General features: G+C 70.6%; 23 protein-coding genes. 13 read left to right on the top strand and 10 right to left on the bottom strand.

The window, feature by feature from the left end; all coding sequences use genetic code 11:
• The first annotated feature begins 10 nt into the window (after positions 1-10).
• Positions 11-595 (top strand): TIGR00730 family Rossman fold protein, encoded by a 585-nt coding sequence (locus AB0C16_RS04075; protein WP_357678629.1) that lies wholly within the window; start codon positions 11-13, stop codon positions 593-595.
• A gap of 4 nt (positions 596-599) precedes the next feature.
• On the opposite strand, the gene AB0C16_RS04080 is transcribed toward AB0C16_RS04075, so the two are convergent.
• Positions 600-881: a hypothetical protein gene (locus tag AB0C16_RS04080; protein WP_357678631.1), complete on the bottom strand. Its 282-nt coding sequence runs from the start codon at positions 879-881 to the stop codon at positions 600-602.
• A 28-nt stretch (positions 882-909) separates the two neighbouring features.
• Here AB0C16_RS04080 and AB0C16_RS04085 point away from each other — a divergent pair, with 28 nt between their 5' ends.
• Together AB0C16_RS04085 and AB0C16_RS04090 are read left to right on the top strand one after the other, a co-directional pair.
• Positions 910-1740, top strand: a complete 831-nt coding sequence (locus AB0C16_RS04085; RefSeq protein ID WP_357678633.1) for a hypothetical protein — start codon at positions 910-912, stop codon at positions 1738-1740.
• Positions 1737-2291 (top strand): DNA-3-methyladenine glycosylase I, encoded by a 555-nt coding sequence (locus AB0C16_RS04090; RefSeq protein ID WP_357678635.1) that lies wholly within the window; start codon positions 1737-1739, stop codon positions 2289-2291. Before AB0C16_RS04085 ends, AB0C16_RS04090 begins: the two co-directional genes overlap by 4 nt.
• 106 nt (positions 2292-2397) lie before the next feature.
• On the opposite strand, the gene AB0C16_RS04095 is transcribed toward AB0C16_RS04090, so the two are convergent.
• The gene (locus AB0C16_RS04095) at positions 2398-3174 is read right to left on the bottom strand and encodes an enoyl-CoA hydratase-related protein (RefSeq protein ID WP_357678637.1); all 777 of its coding nucleotides are present in this window, start codon (positions 3172-3174) and stop codon (positions 2398-2400) included.
• On the bottom strand, positions 3171-3977 hold the full coding sequence (locus tag AB0C16_RS04100) for a PaaX family transcriptional regulator C-terminal domain-containing protein (protein WP_357678639.1): 807 nt from the start codon (positions 3975-3977) through the stop codon (positions 3171-3173). The genes AB0C16_RS04095 and AB0C16_RS04100 overlap by 4 nt, the downstream gene beginning before the upstream one ends.
• A gap of 149 nt (positions 3978-4126) precedes the next feature.
• On the opposite strand from AB0C16_RS04100, the gene AB0C16_RS04105 reads away from it, so the two are divergent.
• Together AB0C16_RS04105 and AB0C16_RS04110 are read left to right on the top strand one after the other, a co-directional pair.
• Positions 4127-4294, top strand: coding sequence for a DUF3117 domain-containing protein (locus tag AB0C16_RS04105; protein ID WP_020545024.1), 168 nt, complete (start codon positions 4127-4129; stop codon positions 4292-4294).
• 75 nt (positions 4295-4369) lie between these two features.
• Positions 4370-5779: a leucyl aminopeptidase gene (locus tag AB0C16_RS04110; RefSeq protein ID WP_357678641.1), complete on the top strand. Its 1410-nt coding sequence runs from the start codon at positions 4370-4372 to the stop codon at positions 5777-5779.
• A gap of 19 nt (positions 5780-5798) precedes the next feature.
• Here AB0C16_RS04110 and AB0C16_RS04115 read toward each other — a convergent pair whose 3' ends face one another.
• Positions 5799-6437 (bottom strand): O-methyltransferase, encoded by a 639-nt coding sequence (locus AB0C16_RS04115; protein ID WP_357678643.1) that lies wholly within the window; start codon positions 6435-6437, stop codon positions 5799-5801.
• A 161-nt stretch (positions 6438-6598) separates the two neighbouring features.
• Between AB0C16_RS04115 and sigE the strand changes: the two genes are divergently transcribed.
• The 4 genes from sigE to AB0C16_RS04135 all read left to right on the top strand — a co-directional run bounded on the left by sigE (position 6599) and on the right by AB0C16_RS04135 (position 10113).
• Positions 6599-7240: an RNA polymerase sigma factor SigE gene (sigE, locus tag AB0C16_RS04120; RefSeq protein ID WP_357678645.1), complete on the top strand. Its 642-nt coding sequence runs from the start codon at positions 6599-6601 to the stop codon at positions 7238-7240.
• Position 7241: 1 nt separating this feature from the next.
• A complete protein-coding gene (locus AB0C16_RS04125) occupies positions 7242-7772 on the top strand; it encodes a zf-HC2 domain-containing protein (RefSeq protein WP_357678647.1) in 531 nt (176 codons plus the stop codon).
• A gap of 183 nt (positions 7773-7955) precedes the next feature.
• Positions 7956-9593 carry a trypsin-like peptidase domain-containing protein gene (locus AB0C16_RS04130; protein WP_357678649.1) on the top strand — a complete coding sequence of 546 codons (1638 nt, stop codon included), beginning with the start codon at positions 7956-7958 and terminating at the stop codon, positions 9591-9593.
• 154 nt (positions 9594-9747) lie between these two features.
• Positions 9748-10113 (top strand): sec-independent translocase, encoded by a 366-nt coding sequence (locus AB0C16_RS04135; protein ID WP_357678651.1) that lies wholly within the window; start codon positions 9748-9750, stop codon positions 10111-10113.
• A 96-nt stretch (positions 10114-10209) separates the two neighbouring features.
• Here the strand turns inward: AB0C16_RS04135 and AB0C16_RS04140 are convergent, their stop codons facing one another.
• Positions 10210-11346 carry an Mrp/NBP35 family ATP-binding protein gene (locus AB0C16_RS04140; RefSeq protein ID WP_357678653.1) on the bottom strand — a complete coding sequence of 379 codons (1137 nt, stop codon included), beginning with the start codon at positions 11344-11346 and terminating at the stop codon, positions 10210-10212.
• 158 nt (positions 11347-11504) lie between these two features.
• On the opposite strand from AB0C16_RS04140, the gene AB0C16_RS04145 reads away from it, so the two are divergent.
• The gene (locus AB0C16_RS04145) at positions 11505-11975 is read left to right on the top strand and encodes a MarR family transcriptional regulator (RefSeq protein WP_357678655.1); all 471 of its coding nucleotides are present in this window, start codon (positions 11505-11507) and stop codon (positions 11973-11975) included.
• On the opposite strand, the gene AB0C16_RS04150 is transcribed toward AB0C16_RS04145, so the two are convergent.
• Positions 11959-12429, bottom strand: a complete 471-nt coding sequence (locus AB0C16_RS04150; protein ID WP_357678657.1) for a DUF1003 domain-containing protein — start codon at positions 12427-12429, stop codon at positions 11959-11961. The two genes, AB0C16_RS04145 and AB0C16_RS04150, sit on opposite strands and share 17 nt — an antisense overlap.
• Positions 12426-13631: a CBS domain-containing protein gene (locus AB0C16_RS04155; RefSeq protein ID WP_357678659.1), complete on the bottom strand. Its 1206-nt coding sequence runs from the start codon at positions 13629-13631 to the stop codon at positions 12426-12428. Before AB0C16_RS04155 ends, AB0C16_RS04150 begins: the two co-directional genes overlap by 4 nt.
• A gap of 94 nt (positions 13632-13725) precedes the next feature.
• Here AB0C16_RS04155 and AB0C16_RS04160 point away from each other — a divergent pair, with 94 nt between their 5' ends.
• Positions 13726-14673, top strand: coding sequence for an EamA family transporter (locus AB0C16_RS04160; RefSeq protein ID WP_357678661.1), 948 nt, complete (start codon positions 13726-13728; stop codon positions 14671-14673).
• A 28-nt stretch (positions 14674-14701) separates the two neighbouring features.
• Here the strand turns inward: AB0C16_RS04160 and AB0C16_RS04165 are convergent, their stop codons facing one another.
• Positions 14702-15070 (bottom strand): hypothetical protein, encoded by a 369-nt coding sequence (locus tag AB0C16_RS04165; RefSeq protein WP_357678663.1) that lies wholly within the window; start codon positions 15068-15070, stop codon positions 14702-14704.
• Positions 15071-15126: 56 nt separating this feature from the next.
• On the opposite strand from AB0C16_RS04165, the gene AB0C16_RS04170 reads away from it, so the two are divergent.
• The gene (locus AB0C16_RS04170) at positions 15127-16065 is read left to right on the top strand and encodes a CoA ester lyase (protein WP_357678665.1); all 939 of its coding nucleotides are present in this window, start codon (positions 15127-15129) and stop codon (positions 16063-16065) included.
• On the opposite strand, the gene AB0C16_RS04175 is transcribed toward AB0C16_RS04170, so the two are convergent.
• Positions 16062-16607, bottom strand: coding sequence for a DUF6529 family protein (locus AB0C16_RS04175; protein WP_357678667.1), 546 nt, complete (start codon positions 16605-16607; stop codon positions 16062-16064). The genes AB0C16_RS04170 and AB0C16_RS04175 overlap by 4 nt on opposite strands.
• Complete coding sequence (locus AB0C16_RS04180; RefSeq protein WP_357678669.1) at positions 16604-17374, bottom strand: hypothetical protein; 771 nt, start codon at positions 17372-17374, stop codon at positions 16604-16606. The genes AB0C16_RS04175 and AB0C16_RS04180 overlap by 4 nt, the downstream gene beginning before the upstream one ends.
• 99 nt (positions 17375-17473) lie before the next feature.
• On the opposite strand from AB0C16_RS04180, the gene AB0C16_RS04185 reads away from it, so the two are divergent.
• Positions 17474-18472 carry a CPBP family glutamic-type intramembrane protease gene (locus AB0C16_RS04185; protein ID WP_357678670.1) on the top strand — a complete coding sequence of 333 codons (999 nt, stop codon included), beginning with the start codon at positions 17474-17476 and terminating at the stop codon, positions 18470-18472.
• Positions 18473-18974 lie beyond the last annotated feature (502 nt).

Below are 18974 nucleotides of genomic sequence, written 5' to 3' on the forward strand. Positions count from 1 at the left end.
CTGACGCTTTGTGAATGTCTGCGTCTACTGCGCCTCCAGCCAGAAAATCGACCCCAAGTACGTGACGCTGGCCACGGAGGTCGGCACCGAGCTCGCCGGGCGTGGCCACACCCTGGTGAGCGGCGGCGCCACCGTCTCCTGCATGGGCGCCGTCACCAAAGCGGCGAGAGCGGCGGGCGGCCACACCATCGGCGTCATCCCGCAGGTCCTGGTCGACGTCGAAATCGCCGACCGCGAGTCCGACGAGCTGATCGTCACCGCCGACATGCGCGAACGCAAAGGCGTCATGGACGCCCGCTCCGACGCCTTCCTCGTGCTGCCCGGCGGCATCGGCACGCTGGAGGAGCTCTTCGAGATCTGGACGGCCCGGGTTCTCGGCATCCACGACCGTCCCCTCGTCATCCTCGACCCCTGGGGCCTCTACACCCCGCTGCGCCGCCTCGTCGAGGGCATGTACGACGAGGGCTTCACCAGGGCCAACGTGTTCGACGCCATCGCCTGGACGACCACGGTGGAGGCCGCCTTCGCCCACCTGGAAGGCCGGCCGGCACCGGTCCGCCCCTCGGTGGAGGAGCTCAGCGAGGCCGTCGACTGACCCTTCAGGCGAGACCGCGACGGGTGAGGGCCGGGGGGCGGCGACCGGCGAGCGACTCGGTCATGTCCAGGGCGAGCCGTACTTGATCGGGATGTTCCGTGACGAACACCCGCGCACCATGCCAGCAGTAGATCGCGGCCGCCGCGAGCGCCGCGTCGAGCTGGGCGGGCAGTGTGACCAGCACGGTCGCGCCCGCCCGCGCCAGCGCGGCCGCCTCCGCCGGCGAGCCCGCCGGAGTCCAGGAGGGGTCCAAAGGCGCACCAGGCGCGACAAGTGCGGGACTCATGCCCCGATGGTATGAGTACGATGCCAATGTGCTGGTCATACTCGCCATCGCCGCGCTCGCCATCCTGGCCTGCGTCGTGCTGGTCTCCCTAGGCAGGGGCGGTGAGCTGACCGAGTTCCCGCCTGACGTGCCGCCTCTCGACCTGCCTGAGCCGGGTCAGCTGACAGCGGTCGACTTCATGGCGTTGCACCTGCCGGTCAACCTCGTCGGCTATCACACCCAGAGCGTCGACGAGACCCTGCGCCGGGCCGCCAGCGCGATCAGCGCCCGTGACACCAGGATCGCCGTCCTGGAGCAACGGGTCTCGGAGCTCCTGTCGAGCCGGCTGCACGCGCGCCAGGAGGTCTACGCGGCCCCTGGCGGCGGCCTGCGCACCGACCACGAGCCGGAGGCGCCCGCGGCGCCGATGCGACTGCCCGAGGCGGGCGACCCCATGCCGTCCTTCGATCCGGCCGCCCTCGCGCCGTTCGCCGCCGGCCCCGAGCGGCCGGCCCGCAACGGCGACGCGACCGCCACACCCGAGCCCACCTCCCCGTTCGCCCCCCCTGACACGTCGGCTGGTTTGTCGGGCGTCCCGGACGCCCCGGCTGGCCTGTCGGGCGTCCCGGCCGACAACGCGCCGCACGTCTCCGTCGGCCTGTCGGGCGTCCCGGCTGACGTGCCGGATTCTCCGGCCGACGAGGTGCCGGACGGCGCGGCTGGCCCGTGGGATACCCGAGTTGATGTGCCGGAGGCTCCGGCCGAGGGTGGTGTGCCCGATGTGAGCGGGTCTGGTGCGCGGAACGGCGACGCCGGTGATTCCCGGGGCGCCGTTCCGGGTGATGAGGCGTCGCGCGGCGAAGGGGACGAGCGGTCGTGACCGAGGTGGTCCGTTGTGCCTGGGCGGGCATGGCCGACCCGCTCTACCTCGCCTACCACGACGACGAGTGGGGCCGGCCGGTCCGGGGTGACGACCGCGTCTTCGAACGGGTGTCGCTGGAGGCGTTCCAGTCCGGGCTGTCGTGGCTCACGATCCTGCGCAAACGGGAGAACTTCCGCGCCGCCTTCGACGGGTTCTCGATCCCGAAGGTGGCCGCCTACACCGAGTACGACGTGGACAGACTCCTCGGCGACGCGGGGATCGTGCGCAACCGCGCCAAGGTGGAGGCGGCGATCAACAACGCGCGGGCCGCGCTCGACCTGCCCGGCGGGCTGTCCGAGCTGGTGTGGCGCCACGCCGACCCGGACGCGCCGGTGCCCAGGACGATGTCCGACATTCCCGCCGTCACCCCCGGCTCGGTGGCGCTGGCCAAGGAGCTGAAGAGGCGCGGGTTCAGGTTCGTCGGCCCCACCACGGCCTATGCGCTGATGCAGGCCATCGGCCTGGTCAACGACCACATCGAGGGATGCGTCGCGCGGGTCAGCGACTGAACTCCGTCACGAGGCGGCGCGCCGGGCACCGGGGTGACCGGCGCGGTGTGGCGGGCCCGTTGGACCTGCGGCATCGGGCCGGCTCCGGCCAAGGCGGCCGGGGCCGTCAGCGGCCGTGGAAAGCGGGGCGCTCCTTGGCCAGGAAAGCCTTGGTCGCGTCCTGGTGGTCGCGGGTGGCGACGCACTCGTCCTGCAGGTCGGCCTCGACGAGCAGGGTTTCGGGCAGCGAGTGCGACGCCGCGTACGCCAGCGCCCGCTTGGTGGCCGCGTAGGCCAGGGTGGGGCCCTGCGCCAGCCGTACCGTCAGCTCCTGGGCGGTCTTCAGCAGGTCGTCGGCGGGCACCACGCGGGTGACCAGGCCGAGTTCGAGGGCGCGAGAGGCGTCGAACGCCTCGCCGAGCAGCATCAGCTCGGCCGCCCGCCCGGCGCCCACGAGGCGCTGCAGGGTCCAGGAGGAGCCGGAGTCGGGAGCCAGGCCGATCCCCGCGAACGCCATCGCGAACTTGGCCTTCTCCGAGGCCACCCGCAGGTCGCAGGCGAAGGCCAGCGCGGCGCCCGCGCCGGCGGCGACGCCGTTGACGGCGGCCACCACCGGCTTGGCCATGGTGGTGATCAGCTCGACGATCGGGTTGTAGTGCTCGCGCACGGTGTTGGCCAGGCCGCGGCCGGACTCCAGGTTGGCGCCGTGCTCGCGTAGGTCCTGGCCGGCGCAGAAGGCCCGGCCCGAGCCCGTCAGCAGCACCGCCCGGACCTCTGGGTCATCCGCCGCACGGCGCAGCGCCTCCAGCAACGCGGCCTTCACCTCGGCCGTCAGCGAGTTCATCGCATCGGGCCGGTCGAGGGTGATGGTGGCGACGGCGTCGGTCACGTCATAGCGGATCACGATAACTCCCTGTCGACGAACGCGGCTGCGGCGGGCAGCAGGCGGGCGGCCTCCTGCTCGAAGTAGGATCTGGCCTTCTCCCCCGGCCAAGCGGGGGGCAACAGCTCGGGGGGCAGGCCGGGGTCGCGGAACAAGAAGTTGCGCCACCCGTGCACCAGTCTGCTCCTGGTCGCGAAGACCTGATCGGCGGGGGCCCCACGAGGGAGCGCCCCGATCAGCGTGACAGCCTCCGACAGCCAGTGCTCGTACGCCTCGCCGATGGCCGTCAGGTCCCACGCCCGGGCCACCAGCTCGTGAGAGTCGCCCTCCAGGGCCGCGTCGAACCTGTCGGCGCGCACCCCCTCGCTGTCGAGGAGGTTGTCCAGTTCGAGCGAGGAGCGCGGGCCGATCCAGGTGGTCTCCGACAGCGAGGCGTAACCGAGGAAGGTGAGGTCGGCCCTGAGCCGGTCTCTGCGCGGCCGGTCCCTCACGGGCTCGAGGACGATCAGGTGCCAGCGGCCGTGCCAGCTCGGTGTTCCGGCTCGGTAAATTCTCAGTGCGGCCTCGTCCAGCCGCCTGACGCACTTGGGAGTGAGCCCGTAGCCGGCGCCCTGCGGCAGCCTGACCGGCCGCAGCCAGCCCTGCCTGACCATCCGTGAGACGGCCGTTCGCACGGCTGGAGGGGCGATTTCCAGGGGCTTCATCAGGCGTACGAGAGCGGCCACGGACGCCTGCCCGCCACGCGTGCGCAGGTGGTCTCCGTAGAGGTCGAAGAGGGCGGCGCGAGCATGCACGAGGTCCAGTTTGGCCGCCTTGGCCACCATGGACAACGCATTCTGGGAGGAGATCGTTACCCATGAGGGCTCTCGATGCGGGAGAATAGGACATCACAGAAGACGTGAATGCGCCGCCCTCCCTAACGGGCGGTCGAAATCGCGGGCCGCGGGAGCCCAAGGCAGGAAGGGATGCACGCATGGCGGCGATGAAGCCGCGGACCGGCGATGGTCCGCTCGAGGTCACCAAGGAAGGGCGCGGCATAGTCATGCGGGTCCCTCTGGAGGGTGGCGGCCGGCTCGTCGTGGAGATTTCCGCCGACGAGGCAAAGGCGCTCGGTGAGGCGTTGAAGAACGTCGTCGGCTGAGAGCTCCCGAGACAACCTGACCCACGGCCCTGGCGTTCCGCGCCAGGGTCGCTGACGTTCGAGGAGAATGTTTCCGTGCCCATTGAGACCACTGCGTCGGTGGTCACCGACCTTCCCGCAGCCGCCGAGCTGCTGGCCGTCCCCTACTCTCATGACCTGACCCCTTCCCGCGCGCTCGACCTGCCGATGCCGGTGGCCGACCTGCTGGCGCACTACGAGGCCAAGGGCGAGCCGGGCGAGATCGTGGAGGTTCCCGTGGCGCGCCAGGGCGGCGTCGGCCGGGTGCTGCTCTACGGCGTCGGCGACGGCTCGCCGCACGCGCTGCGCAAGGCCGCGGCGGCCCTCACCCGCAAGGTCAAGGGGCGCGCGGAGCTGGTCGTGGTGGTGCCCGACGGCGACGCCGCCGCGTTCACGGAGGCCGCGCTGCTCGCCGCCTACTCCTTCCGCATCGGCGCGCCGGGCAAGGCGCCCGTCCGCGCGCTGAAGCTCGTCGGCGCCGACGAGCCGTCCGTACGTCGGGCCCGGAGCGTCGCCCAGGCCGTGGCGCTCGCCCGAGACCTGGCCAACACCCCCTCGTCCGTCAAGAACCCCGCCTGGCTCGCCGAGCGCGCCGCCGAGCAGGGGGTGCCCGCGCGGATCTGGGACGAGGAGCAGCTGCAGGCGGGCGGTTTCGGCGGCATCCTGGCCGTCGGCCGGGGATCGGTCAGCCCGCCCCGGCTCATCCAGCTCTCCTACACTCCGGCCGAGCCCGCCGACCGTCACGTGGTGCTCGTGGGCAAGGGCATCACGTTCGACTCGGGTGGCCTGTCGCTCAAGCCGACCGAGAACATGAAGACCCAGAAGACCGACATGGCGGGCGGCGCCGTGGTGATCGCCGTCCTGGGCGCGCTGGCCTCCCTGGGCGCGCCCGTACGAGTCACCGGCCTGATCGCCGCCGCCGAGAACATGCCCTCCGGCACCGCCCAGCGGCCCAGCGACGTCATCACGCACTACGGCGGGCGCACGGTCGAGGTGCTCAACACCGATGCCGAGGGCCGGCTGGTGCTGGCCGACGCGCTCGCCTACGCCGACGCCGAGCTCGACCCCGACATGGTCGTCGACGTCGCCACGCTCACCGGTGCCATCACCGTCGCGCTCGGCCGCAACGTCGGGGCCGTCTACTCCACCGACGACACCCTGGCCCGGCAGCTCGTGGACGCGGGGCAGGTCAGCGACGACCGGCTGTGGCGCATGCCACTGATCGACGACTACGCGCCGGCGCTGGAGTCGTCGCTCGCCGACCTGTCCAACGTCGAGGCCGGCTCCACCTTCGGGGCGGGGTCCATCACGGCGGCGCTGTTCCTGCGGGAGTTCGCGGGCAAGCGGCCGTGGGCCCACCTCGACATCGCGGGTGTGGGGCGCAGCACCGTCGACGAGGGCGTCCTCAGCAAGGGTGCGACCGGGTTCGGGGTGCGGGTGCTGCTGGAGTGGCTCACCCGGCCGTGACCGGCGGGCGTACGGGCCGCTAGTCGGCGATCTTGACGGCGGCGAGCAGGCCGTCGCCGAGCGGCATCAGCAGCGAGCGGAGCCGGTCGTCGCCCTGTACGAGCTTGCCCAGCTCGCGCAGGGCGACCGTGTCGGGGTCGCGCTGCGACGGGTCGGCGACGCGGTTGTGCCAGAGGACGTTGTCGAAGGCGACGATGCCGCCGACGCGCAGCAGCCGGACGGCCTCGGCCAGGTAGTCGGCGTACTCCTGCTTGGCCCCGTCGGCGAAGACCAGGTCGTAGCCGCCGTCGGAGAGCCTGGGCAGCACGTCGAGCGCGCGGCCCGCGATGAGCCGCACGCGACCCCCGGAGAACCCGGCCTCCGCGAACGCCTGCCTGGCCAGCCGCTGGTGCTCGGGCTCCACGTCGACGCTGGTCAGCGTGCCGTCGGGGCGCATGCCCCGGAGCAGCCAGAGGCCGGAGACGCCGCAGCCGGTGCCGATCTCGACGACGGACTTGGCGTTGACCGCCGTGGCCAGGAAGCAGAGCGCCGCCCCGCCTCCGGGAAGGATGGGCACGGCACCCATCTCCAGCCCGCGCTGCCGCGCCGCGTGCAGGATCTCATCCTCGTGATGGAACTGCTCCGCATAGGCCAGAGTGGCCTCTACCGGACTGGTCATCGGCCTCCTCCCCCCACTTTCGTGCGATTGGTCACCGGTCGCAGCCTAGGGGAGACACGCCGGGACGGGAACTCAGGAGCGCCCTCCGGCGTTGCAGGTTTAAACGGGCTTTGCCGGTCCGGAAGGCAGGCAGTACGCACGAAGGGACGAAACCAGGCACTATGGCGGTAGCGGTGGTCCCAGAGAGAGGAGTGCTGGTGGACGATAGCGACCACCAGGCCGATGCTCCCGTGTCTGATTGGACGCCTCCCACCTGGGAGGAAGTGGTGCGGATTCACTCCGCCCGTGTGTATCGACTGGCGTACCGGCTGACCGGCAATGTCCATGATGCCGAGGACCTCACCCAGGAGGTCTTCGTCCGGGTCTTCAGATCGCTGTCGAGTTACACGCCCGGCACGTTCGAGGGCTGGCTGCACCGGATCACCACCAATCTGTTCCTCGACATGGCGCGGCGCAAGCAACGCATCCGGTTCGAGGGGCTCGGCGACGACGCCGCCGAACGGCTGCGCGGTCGCGAGCCGTCACCGGCGCAGGCCTTCGACGACGCCCACTTCGAGCCTGACATCCAGGCCGCGCTCGACGCGCTCACGCCCGACTTCCGGGCCGCGATCGTGCTGTGCGACATCGAAGGCCTGTCGTACGAGGAGATCGCGGCCACGCTCGGCGTCAAGCTGGGCACTGTCCGGAGCCGTATCCATCGTGGTCGGGCGCAGTTGCGGGAGGCGCTCGATCACCGGGCACCCCGTAATTCACAACTCCCCCCGCCAGCATTCCCGTCGGGGACCCGTGGGGAGGAAGTCTGATATGTCGCATCTTGGAGAACGTGTATCCGCGCTTGTGGACGGTGAGCTCAACCACACCGAACGCGAGCGGGCCCTGGCCCATCTGACCTTCTGCGCTGAGTGCAGACGCGAGGTCGAGTCGATGCGGGCGCTGAAGTCGCGTCTGCGGTCGCTCGACGACATGGTCATGCCGGCCGACCTCACCATGTCACTGCTGCGGATGTCGGAGCCGGGTGGCCCGCTTCCGCCCCGGGAGCGGCCTTTCCCTACCCGGACGTTCGGCGGGGTGCCCATCCCGGGCCCCTACAGCATCGCCCCGCCGGACAACCGCCCGCGCAGAGACGCGACCAGCGGCGCTTCCGGCCCTGGCCGTGGGGCTAGGCGGCGGTCGACGTACGTCGCGGTCGGCGTGGTCTCCGCGGCCGTCGCGCTCGGCACCTTCTTCGCCGCCTCGGGAGTGGGGCAGGGCCATCCCACCCCGCCGGCCGAGCTCTTCAACCAGCACCGGCCCGCGACTCCGCAGGTCACCACGCCGCCGATGCCCACACCCTGACCTGGGGCCTGTTAGCTGGGATACTCAATTGGCGTAGTCGGCGGTGACGGGGGCATACGATCTGGGTTCGGGTTTTGTCAGGTGTACCCATTTTTCGGGGGCATCCTTGACAATTGCTTTACGACCCTCGTATGCCGATCGCGCCAGGATTGCGGTGTCCGAGCAAGGAGTGGTGAGAGTTAGATGACCGACGAGACGCGCCCCACCGAAGGACGCACACCGTCGGACTTCCCCGGCTCACAGGGGCGACCGGAGTTCCTGCCCGCTGATGAGCACCCGGAGCAGCCCGGTTGGGGAGCCGAGACGACCTCGTTCGGTCTCTGGAGCGATCCGTCAGGCCGTTCCGCCGGCACGGAGATCCCCGGGCCGCTCGGGCCGCCCGAGCGGCCCTACGGCGCCGCCTCCTACGGTGACGATCCGGGGGCTCGCGCGCCCTACGGCGACCCGTCCGGTCCGCAGCCCACCCAGGCTTCCTTCGGTGACCCGTCCGGCCCGCAACACGCTCAGGGGGGCTTCGGCGACCCGTCGGGCCCGCAGCCCACCCGCGCCTACGAGAGCCCCTTCTTCGGCACCTCGGCCGGCCCGCCCCCCTACGGTGGCGAAGTGCCTCCGCCACCCCCGCGCAGTGCGCTCGGGATGGGGCCGGGATGGGCGCCGCCTCCCGGGCCGCCGGGCGCGGCCACGGCCAGGCGCGGCCCGAGCGTCGGCCTGATGGTCGTCCTGGCGGTCGTCATCGCCCTGGTGGCCTCCACGCTCGGCAGCGTCGGCACCTACCTGCTGACCAGGTCCGGCAACGGCACCGACCCCTCCTACAGCCTCGGTCCCGCTCCCAGCGGCGCCGTCAACAGGGCCCCCGACTCGGTGGCCGGCGTGGCGTCGCGCGTGCTGCCCAGCGTCGTCTCGCTGGAGGTCGGCAACGGCAGCAACACCGAGGGCGCGACCGGCTCCGGCTTCCTGATCAAGAACGGGTACGTGGTCACCAACAACCACGTGGTCGCCATGGCCGCCAAGGGCGGCGAGATCCGGATCATGTTCAACAACCGCAAGACCACGACCGCCCGCATCGTGGGCCGCGACCCGGGCTCCGACCTGGCGGTGGTCAAGCCGGAGGAGACGTTCGGCACCCCCGAGATCACCCTCGGCAACTCCGACCAGGTGGTCGTCGGCGACCCGGTCATCGCGGTCGGCTCGCCCCTGGGCCTGTCCGGCACGGTCACCACGGGCATCGTCAGCTCCCTCAACCGCCCGGTCATCGCGGGCGACGAGAGCGGCACCTCCGCCGAGGAGCCCGCCTACATCAGCGCCATCCAGACCGACGCCGCCATCAACCCCGGCAACTCGGGTGGCCCGCTGGTCAACGGCAAGGGCGAGGTCGTGGGGGTCAACTCCGCGATCGCCACCCTGAGCCGTTCTCTCGGCAGCCAGAGCGGCAGCATCGGCCTCGGCTTCGCGATCCCGGTCAACCAGGCCCGCCGCGTCGCCGAGGAGCTCGTCACGACCGGCAAGGCCAAGCGCCCCAAGATCGGCATCGTCCTCGATCGCGACTACAAGGGCGAGGGCGTCCGCATCACCACGGACCGGGTCGACGGCAGGCAGCCGGTCGACGCCAACGGGCCGGCGGCCAAGGCGGGTCTCAAAGAGGGCGACATCCTGGTCGAGATCGACGGGCTCCGCCTGCAGGACGGCAACGAGCTCATCGCGCTGGTCCGCAGCAAGGCGCCCGGCTCCCAGATCACCGTCAAATACCTGCGCAACGGTGAGGAGCGCACCGCCACCCTCACCGTGACGGCCGACGACGAACCCGTCGCCACCCCGTCCTGATCCCCGGGCACCAGACCCGTCACCGGCCTGGACGGAGCCGCTCTGGTTTGGGATCGTCAGCGTGAGCGGGCGACCGACCTGTCCCGGCTAGCCCTTAGTCTGGGATTGACCCGGGGTCGTCCCCGGTGCGATTTCACTGCGGTAGGAGCTCACCGTGTTCGGACTCGGCTGGATGGAGATCGGGGCGCTGATCGTCATCGCGCTGCTCGTCTTCGGGCCGGATAAGCTGCCCCAGGTGGCGTCGCAGGCGGGCGAGACGCTGCGCAACCTACGCCGGATGGCCACCAACGCGCGCGAAGACCTGCGCGCGGGGCTGCCGCCGGAGTTCTCCAACTTCGACCCGGCCGACCTCAATCCGCGAAACTTCGTCCGCAAGCATCTCCTGGACGACGTGGAGAACGACTGGAACGGCAAGCCGCGCGAGCTGGAGCCGGCCACGGCGCCCCACACCGCGGTGGCGGAGCCGGTCGACGAGCTGGGCTACGGCGAGCTCCCGCCGTACGACTCGGAGGCGACCTGATCTCGGGCGGATCCTGACGAGCACGGCAGGTCGGGGAAGCACGGCGGGCCCGCTCGAGGACGAGCGGGCCCGATGCGCGCAGATGTCAGCAGGGTGTCAACGGTTGGGCGACAGGCCCAGCTGCATGCCCTTCATGCTGGAGGAACGCTTGCTGAGGGCCGCCGCGATCGAGCGGAGCTCGGCCGCGGCCGGAGTGTCGGGATCGGTCAGGACGAGAGGCTTGCCCTCGTCGCCGCCCTCGCGCAGCCGCAGGTCGATCGGGACCTGACCGAGCAGCGACACCCGGGAGCCGAGCGTGCGGGTGAGCGCGTCGGCGACCGTCTGGCCGCCGCCCTCGCCGAAGACCGAGATGCGCTCGTCGCAGTGGGGGCACGGCAGCCAGGCCATGTTCTCGATGACGCCGGCGATCTGCTGGTGGGTCTGGGCGGCGATCGAGCCCGCCCGCTCCGCGACCTCGGCGGCGGCCATCTGCGGCGTGGTCACCACGAGGATCTCGGCCGACGGGAGGCGCTGGGCCACCGAGATCGCGATGTCGCCGGTGCCAGGAGGCAGGTCGAGCAGGAGGATGTCGAGATCGCCCCAGTAGACGTCGGCGAGGAACTGGTGGAGCGCGCGGTCGAGCATGGGCCCGCGCCAGACCACCGCGTTGTTGCCCTCCGGCTTGAACATGCCGACCGAGATGACCTTGATGTCATGCGCCACCGGCGGCATGATCATGTCCTCGACCTTGGTCGGCCGGTCGGAGACGCCCAGCATGCGCGGGACGCTGTGGCCGTAGATGTCGGCGTCGACGATGCCGACCTTGAGGCCGCCTGCGGCCATGGCGACGGCCAGGTTGACCGTCACGGACGACTTGCCGACACCGCCCTTGCCGCTGGCGACCGCGAAGACGCGCGTCAGCGAGCCCGGCTGGTTGAAGGGGATCTCCTTCTCCGGCCCACGATCGCCGCGCAGCTTGGTCTGGAGCGTCTTGCGTTGCTCGGTGCTCATGACGTCGAGCTCGATCTCGACACCTGTGACACCGTCGAGGGCGACGATCGAGGCGGTGACGTCGCGGCGGATGGTGTCCTTCATCGGGCAGCCGGCCACGGTGAGGTAGACGCCGACGCGTACGGCACCGTCGGGAGCGATGTCGATGCTCTTGACCATGCCGAGATCGGTGATCGGGCGACGGATCTCGGGGTCGATGACGGTGGCGAGAGCTGCCGTCACCTGTTCCTGGGTTGGTGCCATCGAAGTCTCGGCACGAGGGGAGTGCCGTCCCTCCTTTGTCATATATGTAGGACAGGCGCTGCACGCCAGTGAGGATGCCCCTCCATGGTATGAACCAGTGCGCCGACACGGTTAATCCGTGCTGTTTAGGTGCCCGTGCAACGTTCTAAGGTTACTCCGTGACTCTTCTGCACGACGAGAGCCTCACCGTCGAGGAGTTGACGGTCTGGCGGCTGCTGCAGCGGGCCCAGCTGCGGATCACCCGCCATCTCGAGGCCGAGCTGCTCGTCGCCCATGACCTCCCTCTGGCCTCCTACGACGTGTTGCTGCAGCTCGCGGAGGCGCCCGAGCGGCGGCTGCGGATGAACGACCTGGCGGGCAGGGTGCTGCTCTCGCGCAGCGGCCTGACGAGGCTGATCGACCGGCTGCAGCGTGACGGGCTGGTGGTGCGCGAGGCGTGCGCGAGCGACGCGCGCGGCCTGTACGCCGTGCTGACCGACGCCGGAGCCGCCCGGCTGGCCCAGGCGACCCCCACCTACCTGCACGGGATCAGGAGCCAGTTCCTCGACCTGCTCGGCCCCGGCGAGATCGAGCGGATCCGCGCGATGCTGACCAGGCTGGCGGAGCTCGACCTCACCGACGCTCCCTGAGCTCCTCCAGCAGCCGCTGCACCTCCGAGTGGAGAAAGTCACGGGTGGCCACCTCGCTCAGGGCCATCCGCAGCCCGGCGATCTCGCGGGTCAGATACTCGATCTCCGCCTGGTTGCGATCGGCCGCGTCGCGGTCCTGCTCGTACTGCACGCGGTCTCTGTCGGCCTGCCGGTTCTGCGCCAGCAGGATGAGCGGCGCGGCGTAGGACGCCTGCAGCGACAGCATGAGCGTGAGGAAGATGAACGGATAGGGGTCGAACCGGAGGGGTGCGGGAACGAAGACGTTCCAGGCCCCCCACACCGCGACGAACACCGTCATGTAGACGAGGAACCTGGCCGTGCCGAGGAAGCGGGCGATCCGCTCGGCGAGGCGGCCGAACGCCTCCTGGTCGTAGTGCGGGCGCAGCGTGCGACGCAGCTCGCGAGGCTGGTCGAGGCGTTCGCCGGCCGTCACGGGTGCAGCCTTTCGCGCCAGTCTCTCGGCAGCATGTGGTCGAGCACGTCGTCGACGGTCACCGCGCCGACCAGCCGGCCCAGCTCGTCGACGACCGGAGCCGCCAGGAGGTTGTAGTTGGCCAGGTAGGAGGCCACGTCGGGGAGCCTGAGGTCGGGCTTGATCGGATCGATCGAGGGATCGATCGCGGCCCCGAGCAGTGTCGAGGGCGGATCGCGCAGCAGCCGCTGGAAGTGGCTCACGCCCAGGTAGGCCCCGGTCGGGGTTTCGGTGGGCGGTCGTGTCACGTAGACCTGGGCGGCGATCGCGGGTGTGAGGTCCTTGAGCCTGATGTGCGCGAGCGCCTCCGCGACGGTGGCGGTCGGCGGCAGGATCACGGGCTCGCTGGTCATCATGCCGCCGGCGGTGTCGGCGGGGTAGGTGAGCAGCCGCCGCACGGGGGCCGCCTCACCCGGCTCCATCAGCGCGAGCAGCCGGGCGGCCTCGTCGGCCGGAAGGTCGTGCAGCAGGTCGGCGGCGTCGTCGGGGTCCATCTCCTCGAGGACGTCGGCGGCCCGCTCGGGCTCCAGGGTGCTGAGGATGCCGATCTGGTCGCGGGGCGGCATCTCCTCCAGCACGTCGGCGAGCCGGTCGTCGTCGAGGGCGCGGGCGATCTCGAGGCGCCGCTTGCCGGGCAGCTCGTGCAGCGCACTGGCCATGTCGGCGGCGCGCATCGACTCGAAGGCGGCGATCAGCCCGGCCGCCCCCTGGTCCTTCTGCAGCACGTCGAAGCCGGACACCTCGTCCCAGTCGACGACCTTGGCGTCGCGCCGCCGCCTGCCGCGGTAGACGGCCACGCTGGTAATCTCCCAGGCTGAGGGCTTCGTCTCCTCCATCGCCACGTCATAGACGGTCATCTGCTGGCCGCCGACGGTCACGGTGAGGTCGAGCATCTCGCCGATGACGAGCGTCTCGCTGGCCCGTTTCTCAAACCTGCGGACGTTCAGCTTGCCGGTGAAGATGACCGCGCCGGCCTCGATGCCGCGCACCCGGGTGATGGGCAGGAAGACCCGGCGGCGTGGCTGCACCTCGACCACCATGCCGTGGACACTCGGCGGGCGGGAGCCGCGCAGGCCGACGACGACGTCCCTGATGCGGCCGATCTGGTCGCCCGCGGGGTCGAAGACCGAGGTCCCGGCCAGGCGGGCCGCGAAGATCTTCACGTGAGCAGGCTAACAGTGGCGAGGCATTGCGCCTGGAACACCCAGCGTGTCAGGATCAAACGTTTCAAACGGTGCTTACTCAGGATGGTGCTGCATGAGGAATGCGGGTCTCGCGATCGCGCTGGCCTCATCATGGTGTTTCGCCTTCTCCGGGCCCATGGCGAAATACCTCATCGCGGCCGGGCTGACCCCGATCGAGGCCGTCTGGTGCCGCATGGCGGGGGCCGGACTGCTGTTGCTCGCCGTTCTGGCCGTGTTGCGGCCGGCGGCGCTGCGGATCCCGCGCCCCCGGCTGCCGTTCTTCGCGATGTACGCGATCGTGGCCGTGGCCGGAGTGCAGTCACTGTACTTCGTGGCGATCACCCGGCTGCCGGTGGGGATCGTGCTGCTGCTGGAGTTCATGGCACCGGTCATGGTGGTCGTCTGGGTGCGGTTCGTCCGCGGCATCCGGCTGGCCCGGGCGGCCTACATCGGGGCCGTGGTGGCCGTGCTGGGGCTGGGCATCGTCGTGGAGGCCTGGGACGGGCTGCGCCTGGACGGGCTCGGCCTCCTGCTGGGCCTGGTGGCCGGGGCGTGCTGTGCCGGATATTTCCTGATGAGCGATAGCTTCGGCGACGACGTCGACCCGCTCGGCCTGATCGCCTGGGGCATGGCCGGAGCCGCCACCGTGCTCCTCCCGTTCGCCCGGCCCTGGGGCATCCCGTGGGAGTCGTTCACCGTCTCGGTCGCGCCCCAGGGCGGGATCACGCTGCCGGTGCTGGGGGCGTACCTGTGGATGGTGCTGATCGCCACCGTCACGGCGTACATCCTGGGCGTCAACGCGGTGCGGCGGCTCTCGGCGGCCGTGGGGGCCACGGTGGCGTCGCTGGAGGTCATCGGCGGCGCCGTGGTCGCGTGGGCGCTGGTGGGCGAGACGCTGGGCGCCTTCCAGATCATCGGCGGCCTGATCGTCCTGTCGGGGGCCCTGGTGGCGCAGACCGCCTCGACCCGCCGCTCCCCGGCGCCGGTGCTGGAGATGGCGGAGCCGGTGCGGGTGAGCTGAGACCCGCGGCCGCTCAGTTCGCGAGCGTTCAGGCCGCGGGGGTGAGCCGCAGCACTGTGGACTCCCGCGCCCACCGGTCGGTCAGGTGGACGCTGTCGGGGGCGTTGAGGCGCTCCTTGGCCAGCGCGGCGACGGCGTCGGGCTCGGCCGCCTGGTCGACCACCCGGACCACGGCCTCGAACTCGACCAGCCGGGCGCCGTTGTCCTTGCTGCGCAGCGTCACGCGCACCCGGTCGAGGGCGTCGAGCCCCGGCAGGACCTGTTCGCCGCCCCCGGTGACGAGGTAGATGCCGCCGTCGTACCAGGCGTGCCAGGCCAGGCGCGGACGGTCGAGCGTGAGCCAGAGGATGCCCGACTTCTTGGCGCCCTCCTCGATGGCCGCGGTGTTGTCGCTCACAGCAAGACTGTAACCCCGGCCCGGGTGCTTCGGAGCGCCCCCGTTAACGTGTGCGCATGCGCTCTCGTCGTTCTGTTCTCGCGGTGCCCGGCAGCAACCCCCGGTTCCTGGAGAAGGCCCAGACCCTGCCCGTCGACGAGGTCTTCCTCGATTTGGAGGACTCGGTCGCGCCGATGGCCAAGGAGGAGGCGCGCAAGAACGTCGTGACCGCGCTGCGCGAGGGCGACTGGACTGGCAAGACCCGCGTGGTCCGGGTCAACGATCTGACCACGCAGTGGACCTATCGCGACGTGATCGAGATCGTGGAGGGCGCGGGCGAGCACCTCGACTGCCTGATCCTGCCCAAGGTCCAGGACTCCACCGAGATCGTCTGGCTCGACACCCTGCTCACCCAGATCGAGAAGACGATGGGCTTCGAGGTCGGCCGCATCGGCATCGAGGCGCAGATCGAGAACGCCCGCGGCCTGGTCAACGTCGACGCCATCGCCGGGGCGTCGCGGCGGCTGGAGGCGCTGGTGTTCGGCCCCGCGGACTTCATGGCGTCGGTCAACATGCGCACCCTGGTGGTGGGGGAGCAGCCGCCCGGCTACACCGAGGGCGACGCCTACCACTACATCCTGATGCGGCTGCTCATGGCGGCCCGGATGCACGACCTCCAGGTCATCGACGGCCCCTACCTGCAGATCAAGGACGTCGAGGGCTTCAGACGGGTGGCCCGGCGAGCCGCCGCGCTCGGCTTCGACGGCAAGTGGGTGCTCCACCCGCTGCAGGTGGACGCGGCCAACGAGGTGTTCTCGCCCAGCCAGGAGGACTACGACCACGCCGAGCTCATCCTCGAGGCGTACGAGTACTACACGACGGTGGAGAAACGCGGCGCGGTCATGCTGGGCGACGAGATGATCGACGAGGCCTCACGCAAGATGGCGCTCGTCCTCGCGGCCAAGGGACGGGCCGCCGGGCTGGCCCGTACCAAGACCTTCAGCCCGGAGGGCTAGACCTTCAGGCCGATCGTGGTGAAGAACCAGAACGACGAGGTCAGCCAGAGCCCGACGAGCAGGGTGAACGTGAGCCCGCCCAGCACGGGCAGCGACCAGCCCGGCAGGCCGCGCTTGGGCAGGGCGAGCAGCTTGGCGGTCAGCAGCCCGTAGAAGAAGCAGCCGAGCAGCGAGTGGGCGAGCACCCGGGGCACGTCGTACTGCAGGCCCAGGGCGTACAGGCAGTGGAACGCGACCGGGATGGTGAGCAGGAAGGCCAGCCGGCCCGACCAGCGGTGCACGGCGGGCGGGATGGAGATCCCGAGCTTGCCCCACATCGACAGGGCGGAGATCACCTGGACGAACGCCAGCACGAAGGCGCCCGTGGTCAGCCAGGCCTTCATCGGCAGCGCGGCGGAGAAGCCCGCGGGGCCGACGGCGAACCCGGTGGGCGTGTGGACGCGTCCGTAGACGCCGAGCGCGACCATCACCAGGCCGCCGGCCAGTAACGGCACGGCCAGCGGGGTGAGGCTGCCGGACGGTTGCCGCGTGGTGGTGGTCATCGCATCTCCTGGATGAAGCCGTCGACGTCCTTGGGGTAGAGGGTGGCCTGGTCGATGGTCACGGGGGCGGTGGGCCGCTCGTTGTTCAGCTCGGGGACGTTCAGCTGCCTCTCGTCCACGAAGGCGGCGCCCACCTGCGTGAACCCGCCCTGCGGCCGGGCCAGCACGATCCAGCCGGCGCGGATCTTGGCGCCTCTGACCTGCGCGGTGGCCCGGTAGAGGCCGGAGGGCTTCTTGACTGTCGGGGCGTCGAAGTTCCACTTCTTGCCGCCGACCTTCAGCCAGCCCCTGGCCTTGCCGTCGCCGAGCGTGGCCCCGGCCTCGGCGTCGCCGAAGCCTTCGAGGCCGATCTTCCCGGCTCCGGCGGTGCCCTTGAACCAGGCCTCGGTCCTGCCGTCGCAGAAGTAGCCGATGGCCTTGCCGCCACGGATGGAGATCGCGATGAGGCCGCCGTTGCCCCTGACGCGGCCCGCGTAGTCGAGCTTCGTCACGGCCGTATCGGTCGGAGTGGGCTTGGCGCTCGCGGACGGCTCGGCCGCGGGCGCCGTCGCGTCGCCGGTGTTGTCCCCAGTGCTGTTCTCTGTGTCGTCGTTCTCTGTGTCGTTATCGGTGTTGCCGGTCGCGGTGTTCTCGGTGGCGTCGCCCGCGGTGTCGGAGGCGGCGGCGGTCGGGTCCGCCGCTGGTGTCGCGGTGGTGCTGGCGACACCGAGCCCGACGGCGAGCACTGCCCCGGCCGCCAGGGTGATGACAGGTCCCAGCCTTGACATTGGATTGCTCCCAGGGTCGAGATGTGTACCCCCCGAGCATCCGCCCGAATGGGCGGACCGTCTGTGAACTAATGCGCACCAGACGGACACAATGTAAAGATGCAGGAGAACCCAGGACCCCAGATCCCGTACGGTCCGCGGCCGCCGGAATGGCCCGCCGCCCATCCCTATCCGCCGGCGCCGCAGCCGACGCCCTGGTTCCTGCCGACGCCGCGAGGCGCCAGGTACGACCAGCTGGCCAGGACCCCTGACGCCCGCCTGTGGCGCCAGATCGTCGGCACGATCACCGTGGCCGGCGGATTCCTCCTGATCGGCGTGTTCGTGGTGGTCGCCGGCGCGGTGGTCGCGACGATGGCGGGAATCTCCGCGCCGATGCGGGTGGGCCGGTACTTCGGCGACCCGGTGTTCGAGATGGTGGTGTTGCTGCTGTCGATCGCGCTCGTCCTGCCCCTGGTCTTCGGTACGGCCGCGCTGGTCCAGCGCCGGCGGCCCGGAACCCTCTCCTCGGTCGCCGGGCGGTTGCGCTGGTCCTGGCTGCTGCGGTTCATCGCGCTGGGGGTGCTGGCCCTCGCGCTCGGGCAGGCGGCGCAGGTGGTCGCCCTCGTGCTGACGGGGGAGGAGGCCTCGGAGCTGTTCGGCTGGGTCGGCTGGTCCGCCTTCCTGCCCGCGCTCGTCGCCATCGTGCTGCTGGTGCCGTTCCAGGCGGCGACCGAGGAGTACCTCTTCCGCGGGTGGGTGTTGCAGGCGTTCGGGGCGCATCTGCGCAATCCGGTGTGGGGGATCCTGATCGGGGCCGGGATCTTCGCGTCGTTGCACGGATACACCTGGGTGGGCCTGATCGACGTGTTCGCCTTCGGGGTGGTCATGGGATGGCTCGCGGTACGGACCGGAGGGCTGGAGGCGGCGATCGCGCTGCACGTGGTCAACAACATGGTGGCCTTCGGGCTCAGCGCGGCGGCCGGAAAGCTGGAGGAGGCGTTGCAGCAGGGGGCGGTGCCGTGGCAGTCGCTGGCGGGGACCGTGGTGCAGCTGGGTGTCTTCACTGTTGGGGTGCTCTATCTGTCTAAAAAACGGTCTATCAGCACTATTTCGGGATAAATGGGGCCGAGGTCCCGGGAATCTCGCTAGAGAGGTCTCGCCATTCCGGCTCAGGCATGCTGGTCTGGATGCTGTGGGGTGGCGAGGATGGCGGAGGTGATCATCTCTGTTCGACGGGGTACGAGTAGACGCGTGCCGCAATTCCATGCTGTTGGCGCATGGAGGCTGAGAGAGGCACATGAAAATGAGCGAGCACCCCTGGAACGGTCCCAGCGGCCGCCAGATGCTCGGCCATTTGCCCGGTTGACCAGGTTGGACCCGCTCGACAAGCGCGACTAGGAGGTGCGCCGCGTGGCCTCCGGCCCCAGCGACCCGCCACGGCGACTGCCGGATGACGACGACCCGCGTTCCGAGGATTCACCTGCCTCGGATCCGCGCGCCCCGCGCTCGTCGCATTCCCCGCACGAGCCCCGGATCCGGCACTCGCCGCCCGGGCCCACGGACGACCGGGCCAGAGGCTTACCCCTGGCCTCTCCCTGGGGTCTGCCACCCTTCTCCTCAC

It is taken from the genome of Nonomuraea sp. NPDC048916 (genome assembly GCF_040649575.1).
In the GTDB taxonomy this organism is placed as follows: Bacteria; Actinomycetota; Actinomycetes; order Streptosporangiales; family Streptosporangiaceae; genus Nonomuraea.